Annotated in this window: 20 protein-coding genes and 1 pseudogene; 4 read left to right on the top strand and 17 right to left on the bottom strand. The window is 65.5% G+C overall.

Going from position 1 to position 19321, the window contains the following annotated elements; translation table 11 throughout:
* The first annotated feature begins 112 nt into the window (after window positions 1-112).
* Window positions 113-424, top strand: coding sequence for a hypothetical protein (locus XH90_RS28150; protein WP_194477540.1), 312 nt, complete (start codon window positions 113-115; stop codon window positions 422-424).
* Window positions 425-641: 217 nt separating this feature from the next.
* Here the strand turns inward: XH90_RS28150 and XH90_RS28155 are convergent, their stop codons facing one another.
* Window positions 642-1439, bottom strand: coding sequence for an adenylate/guanylate cyclase domain-containing protein (locus XH90_RS28155; protein ID WP_194477541.1), 798 nt, complete (start codon window positions 1437-1439; stop codon window positions 642-644).
* Window positions 1440-1630: 191 nt separating this feature from the next.
* On the opposite strand from XH90_RS28155, the gene XH90_RS28160 reads away from it, so the two are divergent.
* A complete protein-coding gene (locus tag XH90_RS28160) occupies window positions 1631-2260 on the top strand; it encodes a PRC-barrel domain-containing protein (protein ID WP_194477542.1) in 630 nt (209 codons plus the stop codon).
* 149 nt (window positions 2261-2409) lie between these two features.
* Here XH90_RS28160 and XH90_RS28165 read toward each other — a convergent pair whose 3' ends face one another.
* From XH90_RS28165 to XH90_RS28190, 6 genes are all read right to left on the bottom strand, one after another.
* Complete coding sequence (locus tag XH90_RS28165; RefSeq protein ID WP_371748269.1) at window positions 2410-3639, bottom strand: adenylate/guanylate cyclase domain-containing protein; 1230 nt, start codon at window positions 3637-3639, stop codon at window positions 2410-2412.
* A gap of 79 nt (window positions 3640-3718) precedes the next feature.
* Entirely contained in the window at window positions 3719-4303 is a 585-nt protein-coding gene (locus XH90_RS28170) for a HutD family protein (RefSeq protein ID WP_194477543.1), read from the bottom strand.
* A gap of 90 nt (window positions 4304-4393) precedes the next feature.
* Window positions 4394-5551 carry an ABC transporter substrate-binding protein gene (locus XH90_RS28175; RefSeq protein ID WP_194477544.1) on the bottom strand — a complete coding sequence of 386 codons (1158 nt, stop codon included), beginning with the start codon at window positions 5549-5551 and terminating at the stop codon, window positions 4394-4396.
* 24 nt (window positions 5552-5575) lie between these two features.
* Window positions 5576-6409, bottom strand: coding sequence for an amidohydrolase (locus tag XH90_RS28180; protein ID WP_194477545.1), 834 nt, complete (start codon window positions 6407-6409; stop codon window positions 5576-5578).
* A gap of 20 nt (window positions 6410-6429) precedes the next feature.
* Entirely contained in the window at window positions 6430-7272 is an 843-nt protein-coding gene (locus XH90_RS28185; protein WP_194477546.1) for a shikimate dehydrogenase, read from the bottom strand.
* Between the two features lie 243 nt (window positions 7273-7515).
* Window positions 7516-8067: a carboxymuconolactone decarboxylase family protein gene (locus tag XH90_RS28190; protein WP_194477547.1), complete on the bottom strand. Its 552-nt coding sequence runs from the start codon at window positions 8065-8067 to the stop codon at window positions 7516-7518.
* Window positions 8068-8269: 202 nt separating this feature from the next.
* On the opposite strand from XH90_RS28190, the gene XH90_RS28195 reads away from it, so the two are divergent.
* Together XH90_RS28195 and XH90_RS28200 are read left to right on the top strand one after the other, a co-directional pair.
* The gene (locus tag XH90_RS28195; RefSeq protein ID WP_194477548.1) at window positions 8270-8809 is read left to right on the top strand and encodes a VOC family protein; all 540 of its coding nucleotides are present in this window, start codon (window positions 8270-8272) and stop codon (window positions 8807-8809) included.
* An 84-nt stretch (window positions 8810-8893) separates the two neighbouring features.
* Entirely contained in the window at window positions 8894-9706 is an 813-nt protein-coding gene (locus XH90_RS28200) for a class I SAM-dependent methyltransferase (protein WP_194477549.1), read from the top strand.
* A 31-nt stretch (window positions 9707-9737) separates the two neighbouring features.
* On the opposite strand, the gene XH90_RS28205 is transcribed toward XH90_RS28200, so the two are convergent.
* From XH90_RS28205 to XH90_RS28245, 10 genes and pseudogenes are all read right to left on the bottom strand, one after another.
* Window positions 9738-11300: a L,D-transpeptidase gene (locus XH90_RS28205; protein WP_194477550.1), complete on the bottom strand. Its 1563-nt coding sequence runs from the start codon at window positions 11298-11300 to the stop codon at window positions 9738-9740.
* A 321-nt stretch (window positions 11301-11621) separates the two neighbouring features.
* Window positions 11622-12815, bottom strand: coding sequence for a CaiB/BaiF CoA-transferase family protein (locus XH90_RS28210; RefSeq protein WP_194477551.1), 1194 nt, complete (start codon window positions 12813-12815; stop codon window positions 11622-11624).
* A 93-nt stretch (window positions 12816-12908) separates the two neighbouring features.
* A complete protein-coding gene (locus XH90_RS28215; RefSeq protein ID WP_194482911.1) occupies window positions 12909-13100 on the bottom strand; it encodes a hypothetical protein in 192 nt (63 codons plus the stop codon).
* A 34-nt stretch (window positions 13101-13134) separates the two neighbouring features.
* Window positions 13135-13227 (bottom strand): annotated as a pseudogene (locus XH90_RS39145) (ABC transporter ATP-binding protein); the annotation flags it as partial.
* A gap of 40 nt (window positions 13228-13267) precedes the next feature.
* A complete protein-coding gene (locus tag XH90_RS28220) occupies window positions 13268-14392 on the bottom strand; it encodes a mandelate racemase/muconate lactonizing enzyme family protein (RefSeq protein WP_194477552.1) in 1125 nt (374 codons plus the stop codon).
* A gap of 18 nt (window positions 14393-14410) precedes the next feature.
* The gene (locus XH90_RS28225) at window positions 14411-15448 is read right to left on the bottom strand and encodes a tagatose 1,6-diphosphate aldolase (protein ID WP_194477553.1); all 1038 of its coding nucleotides are present in this window, start codon (window positions 15446-15448) and stop codon (window positions 14411-14413) included.
* Window positions 15445-16404, bottom strand: a complete 960-nt coding sequence (locus tag XH90_RS28230; protein ID WP_194477554.1) for a sugar kinase — start codon at window positions 16402-16404, stop codon at window positions 15445-15447. Before XH90_RS28230 ends, XH90_RS28225 begins: the two co-directional genes overlap by 4 nt.
* Window positions 16401-17474, bottom strand: coding sequence for an ABC transporter ATP-binding protein (locus XH90_RS28235; RefSeq protein WP_194477555.1), 1074 nt, complete (start codon window positions 17472-17474; stop codon window positions 16401-16403). Before XH90_RS28235 ends, XH90_RS28230 begins: the two co-directional genes overlap by 4 nt.
* A 6-nt stretch (window positions 17475-17480) precedes the next feature.
* The gene (locus tag XH90_RS28240) at window positions 17481-18485 is read right to left on the bottom strand and encodes a zinc-binding dehydrogenase (protein WP_194477556.1); all 1005 of its coding nucleotides are present in this window, start codon (window positions 18483-18485) and stop codon (window positions 17481-17483) included.
* 7 nt (window positions 18486-18492) lie between these two features.
* The gene (locus XH90_RS28245) at window positions 18493-19320 is read right to left on the bottom strand and encodes a carbohydrate ABC transporter permease (RefSeq protein WP_194477557.1); all 828 of its coding nucleotides are present in this window, start codon (window positions 19318-19320) and stop codon (window positions 18493-18495) included.
* Window position 19321 lies beyond the last annotated feature (1 nt).

Raw genomic sequence — 19321 nt, forward strand, 5'->3', positions numbered from 1 at the left:
CGGAGCGGAAGCCGGATCGGGCCGCCCGTCAAACTGCCGCGAGCAACATCGCCCATCGCAGGAACATCGAAAGCTGCGCGCCGTTGGTGGTGCCCGCAACTGGAGAACAGACATGAAGATTGTTCCATGTGTCGGCATGATCGCCGCGGCGATCGCCGTGACCACGGTGGCAACCCCGAGCTTCGCTCAAGGCCCGGGTCCCTGCACGAGCTCGGGCAACATGGCCGTCGGCGCCGAAGGCCCCGCCATGAGTGGCGGCCAGTTGATGGCCGGCGTCGGAAATTGCCGCCATCGCCACGCCAGGTGGCGCGACAGCTACGGCTACTATCAGGCGCCGGCCCGCGGCTATTACGACCGTGGCTACTACGACCGCGGATATGACGGCCCTGATGTCACGATCGGCGTTGGTCCCGGTCGCTGGTGAGAACAGAGGAGAGGCCGCCGTCAGGGCGGCCTCTTTCGTTGCGAAAAGGCCCTTTCAGGCGGCGCCAGGTTCGCACCAGCCTGGCACCAGGGAATGCCGCGGCGCGGAGCATCCCGACGATTTCAGCGACACCAGCGGCGCTGGTATCTTGTCTCGATCCAGCGATCGCGGTCCACGTCAGCGTCGGTCACCTCGCCGGCGCGCGCGACGCGCCCGCCTAACCTTCCACCCGGTATAGCCGCCACCGCGCCGGCACGCCCTTGAGCTGATGGCTGCCGTGATCCCTGAGGCGGATCTGGGATTGCGCCGCGAGCAGGTCCTTCACCGCGCTCGAGACGAGGACTTCGCCGGCGCGCGCCTTGGCGGCGACGCGGGTGCCGATGTGGAACGCGAGACCGACCATCTCGCCGCCGCTGATCGTGTATTCGCCCGCGTGCAGGCCGACCCTGATCTCGAGGCCGAGCGTACGCACGGCCTTCTGAATCGCGGTTGCGCAATTGATTCCGGCGGCCGGCGCCTTGAAGGTCGCGAGCACGCCGTCGCCGGTCGTCACCACTTCCTTGCCGCGCGACGACTTCAACTCTTTCCGGACCGCGGCGTAATAGAGGCCCATCACCTTGGTCCAGCGCGCATCGCCGAGCTTTGCGGCCTTTGCCGTGGAGCCGACGATGTCGACGATCAGGATCGTGGCGAGCGCCTGCTTGAGGTCGGCGCTGCCGTTCGCGGATTTGCGCCGGGTCGCGATGGCGCCGCTCAGCGGCTCGTAGTCATGGCTGCGCCGTCGTGCGATCGCGGATTTGGTGTAGTCCTGCGCGCGCTGCGCGGTGCCGCAACGGATGGTTTTCTCCTGCGGCAGATGCGTCCAGTAGACCTTGCGGCCCTTGCCGGCGCCTTGCACCTCGACCGCGCCCCATTTCAGGAACACCGCCGAGCCGACCCGCCGCACGCACCACGCCTTCGAGGTGTACCCTGAGACGTTCGACTGATGCAGACCGATGCGAAGGAATTTGGGCATGACGGAGCGGCGATCGCTGGACCATTTTTGGCGGAGCTGAAGCGTAGTTGGACGCCCGCACCTTGGCAACAGCAGCGCCCATCACCCCCTGCCCCTCCCAACCTGATCAAAATTTCATGCAACCGGCGATTTTCCGTGACGTTGATCCTGCGAAGGCAGGATGAACTTTTGAGCGACAGGGAGAACGTACAATGCGTGTTGCCATCTTACTTGCGACCACCGCCACGATCGCACTGGGCTCTGCGGCGTGGGCAGCGTCCAACAAGGACAATACTCCGCAAGCGTCGGACATCCGGCAGGACGTGACGAAGACCTTGCAAAAATCCGGATACAGGGACATCAGCCTCGCGCCGACCTCGTTCGACGTGAAGGCTGTCGATAGCGACGGAAATCCGGTGAGGATGTCGATCGGGCCGGACAGCTTCGCCGAGATGATCACCGTCAGCGACAGCCATCCGAGCGCCACGGATCAGAACGCCAGCGCGGCTCGTCCCGGCAATGCCGGCGACTACGTCACCGTCCAGAAGTCCGACGATATTGCATCCAAGCTCATCGGTCTCGACGTCTACAACAACGACAACAAGGACATCGGCACCATCAAGGACATCGCGCTCGACCAGAGCGGCCACGCCAACGCCTACATCCTGTCCGTCGGCGGGTTCCTGGGGCTGGGCGAACATTATGTCGCGGTCGCCCCCTCGGCGATTCACGTCACCTACAATGACAACAAGTGGCACGCCGGCATGAGCGCCACGGCCGACCAGCTCAAGTCGGCGCCGGAATTCAAGTACAGCGGCCGCTGGGGCGGCAGCGTGACCTAGCCCGGTCGCCGAGGTCAGCATACCTCTCCCCACCGTCCGGCCTTGGGAGAGGCCCCGGCTCCCCGGGGCTTCTCCCCGTTGGCCGCCGAGACAGTGCCGCCACGGACGACGAGGCCGGGCCGGCCGCGGACGCGATATCGGCGCCGCCGTTAGTCTGCGCGTTCGCCCGGCTCAAACGCAAACAGCTCGATCGGCTCACTGAAACCGCGCACCGCGTGCTGGCCGACCCGCTCGAGCGCGAACTCCGTCGCCACGAGCTCGGCAAAGTCGCGCGACAGCAGCACCCTCTTGCCGATCTGCTTGGTGAGCGCCTCGAGCCGCGAGGCCATGTTGACGGCGGGACCGATCACGGTGAAGTCGAGGCGGCTCGACGATCCGATATTGCCGTACATGACGTCGCCGACATGAACGCCGATGCCGTAATTCAACGGCGCGCGGCCCGTGCCGTCGTTGCGCACGTTCAGCGCGGCCATGGCCTTACGGGCCTCGGTGACGGCGCGCAAGAGGTTGGCGCAGGCGTCGGGTTGGCTCAGCGGGAAGATCGCGAGCAGGCCGTCGCCGATGAATTTCAGGATCTCGCCGCCGTGTCGCGCGATCGGGTCGGACATCGCGTCGAAATAATCGTTGAGGAGATCGATGACGTCGTCACGCGGCCAGTTGTCGGAGATTTTCGTGAAGTCGCGCAAGTCGCAGATCATGATCGCGGCGCGCACCGTCGTGCCGGTGCCGCGCCGGGTGGCACCGGCGAGGATCAGCTCGCCGGCATGGGAACCCACATAGGTCTCCAGCAGCGTCCGCGCCAGGCGATTCTTGATGCGGATCTCGCTGACCAGCGCCAGCACCGGCAGCAATTTCTTCAGTGCGGCGACGTGCGCCGCATCGAAGCCGCCGGGCCGATCGGTTGCGAAGGTGACGAGATGGCGCTTGCCGAGGGTGTGGTAGAGCGGCCAGGCGACATAGTCGGTCAGCCCCATCGCCCGCATCTCGTCATAAAGCGCATGCTTGCGGCCGCGCGCGGGATCCTGCTCCAGATTCTCGCGTACTTCTGTCGCGCCGTCCTGCATTTCGTTGGCGGGGCTGCCGATATATTCGGAGCGTTCCCGCACGTCGAAATCGACCCGCGCGATCTCCGCCTCCCGCATGCCGTCGGACCACATGAACCGCGCCCCCAGCCATTGCGGATGCTGGATCAGGACATGAAGCGTCGACCGCTTGAGCGGAATGCCGGCCTGCTGGATGCGAATGCACATTTCCGCGAAGATGTTGTCGATGAAGCGCTCGTTGTGCGTGCCGTTGGTCAGCCAGTCGACGACGCCGTCGGCTTGCGTGGCAGCGGAAATCCTGTCTGGCGCGTGCATATCCTGGCCTTCGGTCTTCATCCGGGCAGATATCGTGTTCCGGATCGGCCGCGTCAACCTAGCCAGTTGCACGGATTGTGCGCATTCGCACGATCGCCCCCTAGCCGGCGGGCCGAATCGACCCCAGCACGGCGAGCCCCGAGACGAGCGCGAGCTTCGACGGCTCCGTCAGCTCGATCTTCAGCGTGCTGCCGGCGGGGATGACAAATTGCTCGGAATTGAGTCGAATGCCGCAATCGCTTGATACCGCATAGACCAGATGCGTTCCGGCAGGCAATGACCGCTCGCCGGGCTCCTCAAGCGCCGCCAGCTCGATCTCCGCCGCACCGCGCCGCGCCATCAGATTGACGACCTCGACCGGGCCGGCCTCCAGCTCGGTGACGATCTCCATCTCGCCGGTGAAGCGCGCGGTGGTGAACGGCTCGCGCTCGTCGAACTCCTGGCCCGGAGCCTTCAACACCAGTCCGCGCCCGGCGATCACCATCTGCAAGCGGTCGATGCCAGGCATGTAGGAGAAAGGCCCCGGCGCCACGATCGGCGTCGAGGCGAAGCGCCACAGCAGGCTGTCCCAATCCTTCACCGCCGCACCTGGCCGATGCGCGTCCGCGATATCGGTCAGGATGCCGCCGCCGTTCTTCCAGGGCGAGCGGGTGTAGTCTTCGGATTTCAGCAGCGTGGTTTTCATGAATTGCGGGCGTCCCAGGAGAGGATCACCCGCGCATCAATAATCGTCTCACGCCTTGGCGTCGAGCGGCGCCTCGTTCTCACGAGCCTTTCATCCCCCGCTCTTCCCGCCATTCAGCTTCGGCAAGGTCTCGACGATCTTCTGCTTGCCGTCGACGATCTCGGCGAGGAAGCTGGCGCGGTCGATGTCGCCGTTCTGGTCCCAGCTTGCTTCCATCAGCATGCCCGGGGCCTTGTCGGGTGTCAGGGTCAGGCCCTTCATCGCCGCGCCAAACGCCTTGCTGTCGAACTTGCCGATCTTCTCGGTGACGTATTTGACGAGGTAGACGGCGGTATAGCCCTTGATGCCGTTATGATCGGGCAGATATTTGAAGCGCGCGGAAAACTTCTTCGCGAATTCCTGGATTGCCGGCACCGGCGCGTCCGCCGAGAGGCCGACATGGCCGCGCACGCCGTTGGCGGCGGGGCCGGCGAGCTCCACCACCTTCTGGCTGAGCAGCGTGGTTTCGCCGAACAGCGGCGTCGACAGGCCCTGCCGCTTCGCCTCGATCAGGAAGCGCGCGCTCTCCTCCTCGTTGGTGTAGATGAAGGCGGCATCGGCCTTGGCGCCCTTGAGCTTGATGACGTCGGAGCCGAAATCGACCTGGCCCTGCTCGGTGGAGATATCGGCCGCGATCTCGATGTTGCGCGCCTTCATCTCCTTCACGAAATTGTCGTGACCGCCCTTGCCGAAATCGTTGTTGACCCAGAGCACCGCAACGCTCTTCACGTTCAGCTTGTCGTGCAGATAATTGGCGATCTTCGGCATCGAGAATTGCTGGCCGAAGGCGGTGCGGAACACCCACGGATTGCCCTGCGTCGTGATGTCGGCGGCCTCGGCGCCGACGATCTGCGGAATCTCGGCTTGCTGCGTCAGCGCCATGTTGACCTTGACCGAGCCGGAATAGATCGGCCCGAGCACCACATAGGGATTCTTGTCCAGGACCTTCTGCACCTGCGCACGCGAGATGCCGGGATTGCTCTGGGTGTCCAGATGCTCGGTCTGGATCTTGCGGCCCAGAATGCCGCCGGCGGCGTTGATCTCGTCGACCGCAAGCGAAACGCCGTCGCGCCAATTGGTGCCGGAGACGGCGCCGGGGCCGGAAAGTTCGATGACATCGGGGATGTAGACGGTGCTCTGCGCGCGGACCGCGCCTGCCGAAAATGCTGCCGCCAAGGCGATGGCGAGCGTGCCTGCAAGATGTTTCATGATGTCCTCCCTTTGCTTTCTTGTTTATGACGCGTCGAAGCCGAGCAGTTTCGCCGGCGTTCGCCACAGCAGGCGATGCTGGTCGCCTCGATCCGGAAACAATCTTGTCAGCACCGCGAGCAGCGGCCCGTAGTCGAGCCGCTCGGCCGCGCGCAGGAACGGATAATCCGAGCCCCAGACGCAGCGATCGAGCGTGAAGGCCTCGACCAGCGCGGCGATGAATGGCCAGGTGTCCTCGTACGGATGCGGCTGCTGCGAGAACTTGTAATAGCCTGACAGCTTGACATGCGCCTCGCGCTCGCGGCCGATTGCGAGCAGCGCCTGGAACGCCTTGCCTTTGACTCCCTGCCCGACCGGTGGCCGGCCGCAATGGTCGAACACCAGGCGGACCTGCGATTTGTCGATCAGCGGCAGCAAGTCGAGCAATTGATCCTGCTCGACCTGGATCTGGAGGAACAGGCCGAGGCTTACCAGCTTCTGGAGCAGCGGCGCGGTGTGGCGATAGTAATCGGCGCCGTGGAACGGCACGTTGAAGGCGACGCCGATGACGCCGGCCGACTTCAATCTTTCGAGTTCGCGGATGTCGACGTCGTTCTCGACCACGGCGACGCCCTTGAAGCGGCCGCCGCCCTGCTCCAGCGTATCGAGCAGGATGCGACTATCGCTGCCGTAACCGGTGTTGGTGGCGACGACGAGTGCATGCTTGACATCGAACGCGTCGAACACGCGGATGAGCTGCGCGGCCGTCGCGATCTCCTGCCCGCTCGGCCGGTACGGCGTGTCGGCGCCGTAGGGAAAGCGAACGGGATCGAGTGCGTGGATGTGGCAGTCGATCTTGGGGCCCGCCGGCAATGTCATGGCAAAGCTCCCCGCGCGGTTCAGAACGTGGCTTCGATGGCCTTGATCAGCTCGGGCGTGACATCGGGCATGACGCCGAACCAGGCCTTGAAGGCAAGCCGGGCCTGGTTGAGCAGCAGGCCGAGCCCGTTCACGGTGGCGCAACCGCGCGCGCGCGCCTCGGCCAGGAACGGCGTCTCCAGCGGCGTGTAGATCAGATCGGCGGTGAGCGTTGCAGGCCTCAGACGCGACAGGTCGATCTCGAGCGCGCTCTTGCCGACCATGCCGCGATCGGTGCAGTTGACAAGCAGCGCGACGTCACCGAGCGCGGCCGCACGATCGCCCCACGCGACGGTGCTGACGGCGGAACCGAATTCGGTAGCGATCGCTTCCGCCTTCTCGGCCGTGCGGTTGGCGATGCGGATCTCGCGCGCGCCGTTTTCCAGCAGCGCGACGACGACCGCACGCGAGGCGCCGCCCGCGCCCAGCAGCAGGATGGGGCCGGCATCGCCGCGCCAGTCGGCCTTGGCGTCGCGCAGGCTCTGCACGAAGCCGTTACCGTCATTGTTGAAGCCGGACAGCGTGCCGTCCTGCTCGACCACGATGGTGTTGACGGCGCCGATACGCCTGGCGGTCTCGTTGACACGGTCGAGCTGCGCCATCGCCGTCTGCTTGTGCGGCATGGTGACGTTGCAACCCCGGAACCCGAGCGCGACCAGGCCGCGAAGCGCATCTGCGAGGCGCTCCGGCTTCACCGCCAGCGGCACATAGGAACCGCGGATGCCATGCGCCTTCAGCCAGTAATTGTGAATGACCGGCGAGCGCGAATGCGCGACCGGCATGCCGATGACCCCCGCCAGCCCAAACCCATCCGCCTGCGACATGCTGCGATTCCCGTCCCTGACACGCCTTCGGCGTACGACCATGTTATTTGGTCATATGTACAAGACATCTAGAGGGAATGGCTAGCAGGCGCAATGTGAATTTGGGGGTGGGCAAGGCCCGCAGATGGCGCAGAAGCCAGCCCAATCTCTCCGTCGTCCTGGCGAAGGCCAGGACGACATCGGAGAGGCATCGCGCCTCGTCTCACATCCCGCCCGGCGCTCGGCCTCCGTCACCTCGGCCGCCTATCTCCTGCCGCTGTCATAGACTTTCATGCCGGCCGCGGGATCGAGATCGGTTTCGGTCGCCTCGGTGACGCGCGCCATCATCATGTAGAAGCCGAGCGCGACGATGGATTCGACGATCTCCTGGTCGCTGAAATGTTTTCGCGCGGCGGCGAAGATCGCCTCGGGGACGCGGACGTTCTCGACCACCTCGCGGCCGAACTTGAGCAGCGCACGCTCGGCGTCGTTCAGCGCGACGGCATCGTAATCGCCACGCTCGACCGCATCGATCTGGGCCTGCGTGCAGCCGACGCCGAGCGCGATCGGCACGTGCTGGCGCCATTCATAGGCGCCGCCCTCGAGCTGGGCGGCCTGGAGGATCAGCAGTTCGCGATTGACCGCCGAAAGCTTCTGCTTGTGCAGGATCGAATTGCCGAGCCGCATCGCCGGGATCATGTTGGCCTCGGCATGGGCCATCATGCGGAAGATGTTGAGCTTGACCGGCATGCGGTCGAACGAGGCGCGGATGTCGCCGCTCGTCGCTTCCGGATCAATCAGGGGCAGCCTTGCCACGATTCTCTCCCTCGGTTTTTCTCTTCTCGTTGGCGTCATTGCCCGCCGCAATCAGCGACGGGAAGGAGGCGAGATAGCGGTCGATCGCCTCGCGCGCCTCCTCCAGCCGGCTCGCCGAGCTTGCCGGGCCGCGCTCGTTGGAGCAAGTATTGAAGTCGAGCGATCGAGGTCAAGTGAGCAGGTTGCAAACGGGAGCGTGGGCATGAGCCGCATCTTCGGCGCGGTGCGCCAGAACGGATATGTGGTGCGGGACATCCAGGCCGCGATGACGCACTGGATCGAGGTGATGGGTGTCGGTCCCTGGTACTACATGGACCGCGTCACGACCGACTGGTTCCGCCACCGCGGCCGCGACTCTTCCGTCGAGATGAGCATTGCGCTGGCGAACTCAGGCGATCTCCAGATCGAGCTGATCCAGCAACGCAACGATGCGCCCTCGCTGTACAAGGAATTCCTCGACGCCGGCCACGAAGGCCTCCAGCACATGTCCTACTGGAGCCACGACTACCAGGCGCTTTACGACAGGGCGATCGGGCTCGGCTACACGGTCGGCCACGAGGGCCAGATCGGCGGCGACAAGGGGCGCTTCGCCTATTTCGACACGCAGGCCCATCCGGGCACGATCATCGAGATCTCCGACATCAGCGGCACCAAGGGCCCGTTCTTCGAGAGGGTGCGGCAGGCGGCTCTGAACTGGGACGGATCGCGGCCGATCCGCGAGGTCGGCGGCGCGAAGTCGTAGGCGCGCTCTCCGGATCCCTGCTGGCGCCGGAAAGGACGATCTGTGTAACATGAGCCTCGTGTCTGAACCTTCAGCGAGGCAAGCATGTCCAGCACTGACAAGGTTTTCGCCGGCTCGGTCCCGAAGCTCTACGACGAATATCTGGTTCCGCTGATCTTCTCCGTCTACGCCGACGACCTTGCCAGGCGCATCGCCGCGCTGTCGCCCTCGGATCTGCTGGAGATCGCAACCGGCACGGGTGCTGTGACGCGCGCTGCGGCGGCGCTGCTGCCGTCGGGTGTCCGCTACGTCGCGACCGACCTGAACGAGCCGATGCTCGAGGTGGCGAAGCAGCGCCAGGGTGACGATCCCCGCATCACCTGGCGTCAGGCCGATGCGCTGGCGCTGCCCTTCGACGCCTCGGTGTTCGACCTCGTCTGCTGTCAGTTCGGCGCCATGTTCTTTCCGGATCGCAGCAAGGGTTATGCCGAGGCGAAGCGGGTGTTGAAGCCTGGTGGCACGTACCTGCTCGGCGTGTGGGACCGGATCGAGGACAATGTGTTCGCGGATGACGCGACCGTCACGCTCGGCAAGATGTTCCCCGACAATCCGCCGCTGTTCATGGCGCGGACGCCGCACGGCTATCACGACAAGACCGTCATCAGGGCCGATCTCGAACGCGCGGGCTTCAAGGACATATCGATCGAAACGGTGACTGCGACGAGCCGCGGGCCCTCCGCGGAATATGTGGCGATCGCGTATTGCCAGGGCACGCCGCTGCGCGGCGAGATCGAGGCCAGGGATGCGAGCAGGCTCGAGGCCGCAACCGACGCGGTCGCCGAGGCGATCCGGAAACGCCACGGACCCGGACTGGTCGAGGCCAAGATTCAGGCCCTGGTGATCACGGCAAGGCCGTAGCGGCAGGAGTCGCTACGCCCTCGCCACGCGCCTACCAGAAACTCCGCTGCATCGGCTGCGTCGATTGATAGTACTGGTACTGGCCGCGCCGGCGGGGATTGACCGGCTGCGGGGCGGGATCGCGCTGCCCGAAGAAGAAGAAGCTATTGCCGCCGAAGCCGCCGCCCCAGCCATCGTCGCTGGCCATTTCGACGGACGGTGCGGTCGGCTTGCGGGTGATGAAGCCACCCTGCGGATGGTTGCTCAGCACTGCGACGAACTCGGTGCGGTAGTTGGTCTCGGCGCTCAAGGGCTCGTCGGAGATGATGATCGACGAGCGCGGCATGGCGGTCGGCCCGATGCGATCCCATACCTCCTGCGGGATGGTGATGCGGTCGAGCGCGTCCTTGGCGTTGTCGCCGTCGTCGATGGAGACCACGCTCCAGCGCAGGCCCGTGTCGTTCTTCGCCATCGCGGTGAAGATGTGCGTGCCGATCGGCTGGTCGGGATTACGGATGGTGACGGGAACCTCGATGCTGGTGTCGAACACCTCGCCGCCGCCATCCGGCGCCGGCTTGTGGGTGTTGCGCCGGACATAGAGCTTCTGCGTCGTGCGGCTGATGTAGACCGAGACCGGCCCGAGCGCGAGTTTTGCGTCGGTCGCGGCTTTCACCGCATCGGCCTTCTTGGCCGCGGCGACCTTGGCCGCTTCCTTGGTCGCGGCAACCGCGTCGCGCTTCGGCTGCGCGGCAGCCTTGGCGGCGTCGAGCTGGCTAGCGGCATCGGCGGCCTTGGTCGCGGCCTTCTGCTTCAGTTCGTCGGCCTTGGCCTTGGCCTGGTCGCTCTTGGCGTTTGCAACAAGCTTGTCGGCATAGGCGTTCTCGGCATCGGCGCGGGCCTTCTGCTGCTCGAGCTTGCGCAGCGTCGCCGGGAGCGACTGGGCATCCTTCGCTGCCGCGACGGCCGCCTTCTTGGCGTCATCGGCCGCGCTCGCGGCCACCTCCGCCTCGGCGGAGAGCTTGTCGGCACGCGCCGGGGCCGCCGCAATGGCCTCCTTGCTCGGCACGAACAGCGAGGGATGCGCGAAATCCACCGGAGCGGCGTCGTTCGGCGAGATGATCACCCGCATCCCGATATTGGTCTTGTCGAACAGGCTCTCGGCGAAGCCGAAGGGCATGCGGATGCAGCCATGCGAGGCCGCGTAGCCGGGCAGCGGCCCGCCGTGCAGTGCGATGCCGTTCCAGGTAATGCGCTGCATGTTCGGCATCCAGGCATCGTCATACATGGTCGAGTGGTGGTCCCTGTCCTTCTCGACGACGGCGAAGACGCCGGCGGGCGTTTCGCGTCCGGTCGTGCCGGTGGAGACCGGCGCGCGCAGGATCCAGCCCTCGGAATCGTAGAACGTGACCTGCTGGCTCTTGATCGACACGATCGCCATGATCGGCTCGCCGGCCTCGCGCGGTGCCACCGCCTCGGCGGTCTGGCGCGGCTGCTTGGCGGCAAGGGCGACGCCGGGGAGGGCCAGCGCAAGCGCCGCCGCGAACATCACAATTCCGGGAGCCCCGCAACGCCGCATCGCTCCATTGGCTTGCGCCGTCGTCATCAGGTCTTTCATGCCATTCCCCGGTTGCCTGTCCGTACTTGGTCCATCAGCGATCAGATTGCGATCTTTGGATTAAGAAATCGCAGCCACCATCCGTTCCGTTTCCGGCGATATTCAGTCCGTTCCGGCGACGAAACTCTCATATACGAGGGTCCGTTCCGGCGGAAGTGCAGTCCACGGGCGGGGCTGGCCTGAAGCTGGCAGGCGAGCTGCGGCGGAATGTCCGTCGGAGGCGTCGCGGAACAGGGTGTGACCGGAATCACAGAGGTCAGGACATGGCCGCATCGCCGGCCGGCAACGGCGAAGAGCAAACTATCGGAGGATGAACAGACCTTACGGCGCGCCAACGGCCTTGTTCTCCACCAGCGTTTCGATCTCGGCGTCGCTCAGGCCGGCTTCGCGCAACACTTCGCGCGAATGTTCACCAAGGCGCGGCGCCATGCGGTGGATGCCGGCCGGGCTTTCGGAGAACCTGGTCGCGGGCCGTGCCTGCCGGATGCGGCCTTCCGTGGGATGATCGATCTCCGCAAACAAGCCGACGGCCTCGAGATGCGGCTGCTCGCCGATCTCGGTCAATTTGGCAAACGCGGTGTGCGGCACGTCGAGCCGCAGCAAGAGTTCCTCCCACTCCGCAGTGGTGCGGGTCGGCCCGATCTCGCTCATGCGGTCGTAGATCTTGTCGATGTTCTGCGAGCGCAGCACGGGGTCGCGTACCCCGAGTTCGTCGCTCAATTCAGGGCGACCAACGGCCTCGAAGAAGGCGCACCAATTGTCGCCGGAATAGGGCAGCATCGTCAGCCAGCCATCCTTTGTCCTGACCGGACGCCGGTTCTTCATCCGCTTGTAGCCGGTCGGCCCGATCGGCGGATCGAAGGCGTGGCCACCCAGCATCTCGATGCTGTTGAAGCCGGCGATCGTCTCCAGCATCGGCACCTCGACCATCTGGCCCTTCCCGGTGCGCTCGCGTCGGAACAGAGCCGCAGAGACAGCGCCAACCATCGCCATCGCGCAGATCTTGTCGCCGATCAGGCTGGGGACGAATTCCGGCTTCTCGTCCGATCCGATCGACGATGCGAGACCCGAGGCCGCCTGGATGATCTCGTCGAAGGCCGGGCGTGCCGCCCAGGGGCCGTCCTGGCCGAAGCCGGTCGCCGCGGCATAGATCAGCCGCGGGTTGAGCTTTGCGCAGTCGGCGTAACCAAAGCCGAGCCGCGCCATCGCGGCGGGGCGCACATTGGTGACGAGCGCGTCGACCGTCGGGATCAGCCTTGCAAGCGCCGCCTTGCCGTCCGGATGCTTCAAATCGAGCGCGAGACTGCGCTTGTTGCGGTTGACAGCCATGAACTGACCGCTCATGCCGCGGTTCCGGAACACGCCGGTGTAGCGCCAGGTGTCGCCCGACGGCGGCTCGATCTTGATGACATCGGCGCCCCAGTCGCCGAGCATCTGCGCGGCATAGGGACCGAACAACACGCTCGTGAGATCAAGAACGCGAATGCCGCTCAGAGGGCCGGTCGGTGTCGTCATATGTCATCACTGCTGTTGGAGGAAGCAATCACGGGTGGGCGGTGGGAGGCGGGAAAGGCCAACGCCCTGCCCGCCCGCCACGATAGGTCGAGACTACTCGCCCAGCACGTCGCCGAACAGCTCCCAGGATTTTCCGTTGAACCGCCCCATCTGCAACTGGCGGATCGGCGTCACCTGCTCGACCGGGGTGCAACGCCCATGACGACGAGCAGAGCGACGGCTCCGCCGATGAACTTGAATGTTTGGCGGGGCATGCGCGGTATCTCCTTCCCTGGCATAGCGCATCGACGCACGGGCTCGCATGGCCGCGCTCGACGTCCACGATCAGCGGCGCGAGCCCTTCGGTCGGCTCGTCGATCATGATCAAACCAGGATCGCCTATCAGCGACCGGCAGCTCGTCAGAATAGACCGCCAGGGGGAACTCGCACGGATCGCGTCGTGACTGCGCTCGTTAGAGGCTGCGATAGTCCGCGATGCCCGACAGATCAGGCGTGAAGCCGAGCCCCGGCTCCTCGCCGAGAACAATCGTACCATCCGTCACATCAGCGACGGTACCGCAGAACAAATCGCGCAGCGGATTGTCATTGGCGTCGACCTCGAGCCAGCCATCGCCGCCGACGCCGGCGAGCAGATGCGCCGAGGCAAGCAATCCGATGCCGCCACCGAGATAATGCGGACAGAATGTCTTGCCCGACTTCAGAATATCGTGTGCCAGTCGAGCGCAGGCGCTGAGCCCGCCCCACTTCGCGATGTCGGGCTGAACCACGCCAAGCACGTTTTCGGCGAGAGCTTCGTGGAATCCTGCGACGCTGGAGATGTTCTCACCCGCAGCGATCGGCATCTTCGCGCTCGCATGCAGCCTGCGCCATTCCTCGCGCGGGCGGTCGGCACGGATCGGCTCCTCCAGCCAGCGCAGATCGAAAGCGGAGAGCCGCGGCAGCATCTCCAATGCCTGATCCACCGACCAACCCTGATTGGCATCGGCGGCAAGCATGCCGGCGCCGACGATGGCACGCAGTGCTGAGAGGTTGGCAAGATCGGTCTCGGCACCGAATCCGACCTTCAGCTTCAGCGCTCGATGGCCGCGCTCGAGCGCTGCTTCGGCCGTCCGCGCGGCGCCGCCGGGATTGATGCCGCTGGCGTAGACCTTGATCCTGCGCGACTGGCCGCCGAGCAGCCGCCACAGCGGCACCTGCTGCCGCCGGGCAACGAGATCCCACAGCGCGAGATCGATGCCTGAAATCGCCTGCGCGAACGGACCGGGCTCGCCGCATTGAAGGGCGAGCACCTCGGTGCCTTTGGTCAGGACGTCGAAGGCCTGAGCGGGACGGTCGAACCTGCGACCCACGAGGCCGGGCGCGAGCACTTCATTCACGAGCCGGCCGCGATGCTCCGCGCCCGGTGCGGGGAAGTTGGACCATGCCTCGCCCCATCCCTCGACCCCGTCTTCGTCGATCACCCGGACGAAGACGGCGGGACGGTTGAGCATCTTGCCGAACGACGTCACCACGGGCGTCGCCAGCGGGTAGCGATAGCAGAAGGCCTCGATCGAGCGGATGGTGAAGCTGTCAGTCATCTTGCAGCCTCTACCATCTCAATAGGCGCGCGCGAAGTCACCTTCCTGCTTGATGTCGGCGAAGACGGGAAAGCGCGCCTTCCAGGCCGCACCCTTGGCCGTCGTCAGCTTGTTGAGCCGCTCCAGCACGTTGAGGCCATCCTTGCGCAGGCTCGCCGAGACCGCGGCGCGGTCCGGGAAGTTCTTCAGCACGGCATCGAGCCAGATGGTGCGGCCCGCCAGGAACCCGCTCGCGCCCGCAGCATAGGAGTAGTCGAGCACGCGCTCGAATTTCTCGGGCTCAGCGCCCCCCGACAACAACACCCAGGGAATGCTGCGGTCGCGGCAGATATCGCCGATCGCATCGAATTCCTTCTGTGCGGCTTTTGCTTCAGCGCTGCTGTCACGGGCCGGCAGGCTGTTGGCGGCAAGCGGGCTCTCCAGCTTGAGGAGATCGACGCCGTATTCGGGCTTGGCGAACTCGCGCACGCTGTCGATGACGAGACCGGGCAGCTTGCCGGGCGATTCCACGTAGTCGGCGGTATGATTGGCGCTGCCGAGGAACGGATAGACCAGCAGCTCCAGGACGTAGGGAATGTCGTGGCGGGCGCAGTCCTCGCCGATCTCGCGCACGAAGGTCTTCTGGTGCTCGTTGACAGCGGCATCGGCGTCCGGACGGTACCACGCCAGCACCTTGACCGCGTCGCCACCCATCGCGCGAATCTTGTCGACGCTCCAATTGGTGATCGCGCGCGACTTACGGCCGCCCGCGGTCTCCTCGACGCGATGCTCTTCCAGCGTCATGATCAGGCCGCAGCGCGGAGGCAGCAGGTCGATTGCGGCGGGCACGGCAAAGTTCGGATCGAACAGCATGGAGCTGCAATGCGGTGCGAGGTTCTCGACCAGAAGTCGCTTGGCCGCCGTGACGTCGGAATATTCGACCTGGTCCCGCGTGATGCCTTTTGCCTTGGCGATGGCATCGAACAATGGCGGCCGCTGGTCCAATGCGACCATGCGAAAGTGGCCATCCGCGTCAGCAAGCCGGGCCAGGCCGCGGTTCTTTCCAATCGTTCTCATGGCTTCGTCCTCATGAATACAAGACACTCGTTGATGGTGGGGATTCCGTTGCGGCCGCCGGCGTGGCGGCATTTCATGGCGGCCGTGGCCGCCGAAAACGCCATGGCGGCACGCACGTCGAGACCGGCGCCGATCGCGAGCGCATAAGCGCCGTGGAAGACATCGCCCGCGCCCGTGGTATCGACGACGTCGACGGTGTAGGCGGCCTGCCGGTGCAGCCGGCCGTTCTCGTACCAGTTCACGCCGCCCTCGCCGCGCGTCACAGCGATGACACGGCAGCCGAAGCGCGCGAGCGCTGCGAGGGACTCGTCCTTCGCAGAGCCGGCAAAGGCGGTGAGCGCAGGCTCGGAGAAGACCGCGTGGTCGGTCAGCGGCAGCAGCCGCTCGAACACGTCGGCATCCGCCACGTCGCCATCGAGTACCGTCGCGATGCCACGCGCTCGCGCTTCCCGGAACAGCGTCGCGGCGCCCTCGACCCAGCGCGGGTCGGCCAGCACGGAGGATGCGCGCGCGACGGCTTCGAGCGGAAGCCAATCCGCGGCTTCGGGATAGAGCCCGCGAAAGTTCACGATCTGCCGCTCACCGCTGCTATCGACGATGATTCCCGAGACGGACGAGCGGCCATCGGCAAACAGCCGAAAGTTTTCGACATCGACGCCTTCAGCGGTGAAGGCCGACTTCATCTCGTGGCCGGCGGCGTCATGCCCTGCCCGCCCCCAGAACGCGACGGATGCGCCGAGCTTCGCCACCGCGACGCTCGCATTGGCGGCCATGCCGCCACCGAGCGTGCCGTAGGCGACGGCCTTGATCTTCTCGCTTCCGCCTGCGAACGGCCGATCGACGCGCCAGACCTGATCGAGCGCGGACAGCCCCAGACAGATCACGTGTACCGGCCTGGCCCTGGACGCAATGTCCGCCAGCGCCGAGAGGTCAACGATGTTGGCCGACGCGCTCACCGCAAGACCTGCCCATTGGTTGCATCGAACAGATGCGTCTTGCCCGGCTGCGGACGCAGGGTGACGCGATCGCCGACCTTCGGCCGCAGCGCCGGATCGACCCGCGCGATGGCGGAGACACCGGCGAGCTCGAAATGGATCAGCGTGTCCGAACCGAGCGGCTCGACCAGCTTGACGTCGATGGCGAGACCATCGGCGGAATCCGCCGCCACGGCGAAATGTTCGGGGCGAATGCCGAGCACGCCGTTGCCGGCCTGACGCAGACGGCCCGCGGCCTCACCATCCAGCGGCACCGCAGCGCCACTCTGCGAGAGAACCGCGCGCTGCTGGCGCCACTCGACCGGGAAGAAGTTCATCGCGGGCGAACCGATGAAGCCTGCGACGAACTGATTGGCCGGCCGCTCATAGACCGCCTCGGGCGTGTCGTATTGCTGGATCGTGCCGCTCTGGAGCACGACGATGCGGTCTGCCATGGTCATGGCTTCGATCTGGTCGTGGGTGACGAAGACCATGGTGGTCTTCAGCTCCTGCGAGAGCGCCTTGATCTCGGCGCGCACCTGCCCTCGCAGTTTTGCGTCCAGGTTAGACAGCGGCTCGTCGAACAGGAATGCCTTGGGGTTACGCACGATCGCGCGACCCATGGCGACGCGTTGGCGCTGCCCGCCCGAGAGCTCCTTCGGCTTGCGGCCCAGATAAGGCTCGATGTGCAGCAGTTCCGCGGCCCGCTTCACCCGCCCGTCAATCTCGGCCTTCGGCGTGCCCCGCAGTTCCAACGCGAACGACATATTGTGGTAGACGCTCATATGCGGATAGAGCGCGTAATCCTGGAATACCATGGCGATGTCGCGCTGCGCGGCTTGCACGCCGTTGACGCGGACGTCGCCGATGTAGAGATCGCCCGACGAGATCGGCTCGAGGCCCGCGATGATCCGCAGCAAGGTCGACTTGCCGCAGCCGGACGGGCCGACGAACACGACGAACTCGTGGTCCGCGATCTCCAGATTGAGATCGGGAATCACGGTGAAATTGCCGTAGCGTTTGACGAGGTTGCGGATCGAGATCGAGGCCATGATCGCTCAGTCCAGCGCCAGCACAGGCTTGATCAGCTCGCCCTTGGCGAAGCGGGCGAAATTCTCAGGCAGCACCGGGAGGCCGAACTCGCCGTCGACGAGGACGCGGTATTCGTCCTTGTACTTGCGCAGCAGCTCGACATTCGGCTCGAAATCCGACACCGGGAAGTAGAAGGTCCGGATCATGTAGAAATCCTTGCGGCGGAACACCTTCCCTTCCTCGATGGTCCAGGGTGCGGCGTTCTCGCCGACCAGCACCAGCGCGCCGCGCGGCAGGACGAGCTCGATGCCAAGATTGCGCGCGGCATGCGCGCCCGAGCATTCCATGATGAGCGCAAAGCGCTTTGAAGTATCGCCGACCGGGTGCGCATTCGCGCCGAACGATTGCGCAATCTTCAGTCGCGTGGCGTTGGGATCGGCGACATGGATATCGTCATAGCCGAGCGCGCGAAGCGCCAGCACGACACCGAGGCCGACAGGTCCCGCGCCCATCACGAGCACCGGTCCGGCCTCGCGCGGCGGCACCACGCGACTGACGAAGCGCACGGCATGGCCCGATGTGCCGATGGTGTCGAGCAGCAGCGGCGCAAGGCTGTCCTCGATATCATCGGGGACCGGCAACAGGCAGTTTTCCGGCACCGGCACATATTCGGCGTAGCCGCCCGGCCTGTTCCAGCCGATCAGGCTGGAGACCTCCAGGCACATCTGGGTGTCGCCGCGCCTGCAGGCGGCGCAGCGGTCGCAGTGCAGAGGAATGTAGACGGCGCAGCGCCGGCCATGCAAACGGTGACCCGGCTGCTCGACGACGCCGAAGATCTCGTGGCCGGCGGTGAACTCGGCGCCCTTGTGCCAGAGCTTGAAGTCCGAGCCGCACAGCGCGGTGCGCGAGACGCGGACCAGCACCTCGCCGGCGCCGACATCGGGCATGGCCACGCGCTCGATCGTGATGCGGTCGTTGCCGTGGAAGACTGCGGCTTGCATGATCGAATTCGGTCGGGGAGATGTCTTCATCGGATACCTAGCCTTTCACCGCGCCGAGCGTCAGTCCGGACACCAGCCAGCGCTGAACCAGAGCCGCCAGCACCAGTGGCGGCAATGCGATCAGCGTCGCCGCCGCCATGAGGGCGCCCCACTGCGTCGAGCCTTCGCCGATGAAGTTGAAGGCCGCCGCGATCAACGTCTTGGTGTCGCCATTGGAGAGCACCAGCGCAAACAGGAAGTAGTTCCAGGAGAACACGAAAGCGAGGATCGCCGAGACCGCGACGCCGGACGCCACCAGCGGCAGCGCGATGCGCCAGAGGATGCGCGTGACGCTGCATCCATCGACCTGCGCCGCTTCGAACACGCTGCGCGGGATGCCGTCGAAGGACGGCAGCAGGACCCAGATCACGATCGGCAGCGTGATCACGGCATGGCTGAGGACCAGCGCGGTGTAGGAACCGATCATGCCGACCTGCCGGAACATGACGTACCACGGCAACAGGAACAGCGTGCCGGGCGCCATGCGCGCGGCGAGCGTCAGGATCGCCGGCCACGATATCCGCGTCCAGGAGACGGCGAAGGCGGCGGGGACTCCAAACAGCAGCCCGAGCGCGGTCGAGCCGACGGTGACGATGAGGCTGTTGAGCGCGTAGCTCAGGAACGGAGTCGTCTTGGTCAGCTCGACGTAATTGTCCAGCGTCGGCGAGAAGACCAGCGTCGGCGGATAGGCCGTGACCTCGAAAGACGGCTTGAACGAGGACAGCACCATCCAGACCGTCGGCGCCATGATCAGCACGCCGGCGAGCACGAGCTGCAGGGTGTTGAGCCAGCGGATCCAGCGGTCGGTGTTGGCGGCATCGTTCATG

It is taken from the genome of Bradyrhizobium sp. CCBAU 53338, assembly GCF_015291665.1.
Lineage (GTDB): Bacteria > Pseudomonadota > Alphaproteobacteria > Rhizobiales > Xanthobacteraceae > Bradyrhizobium.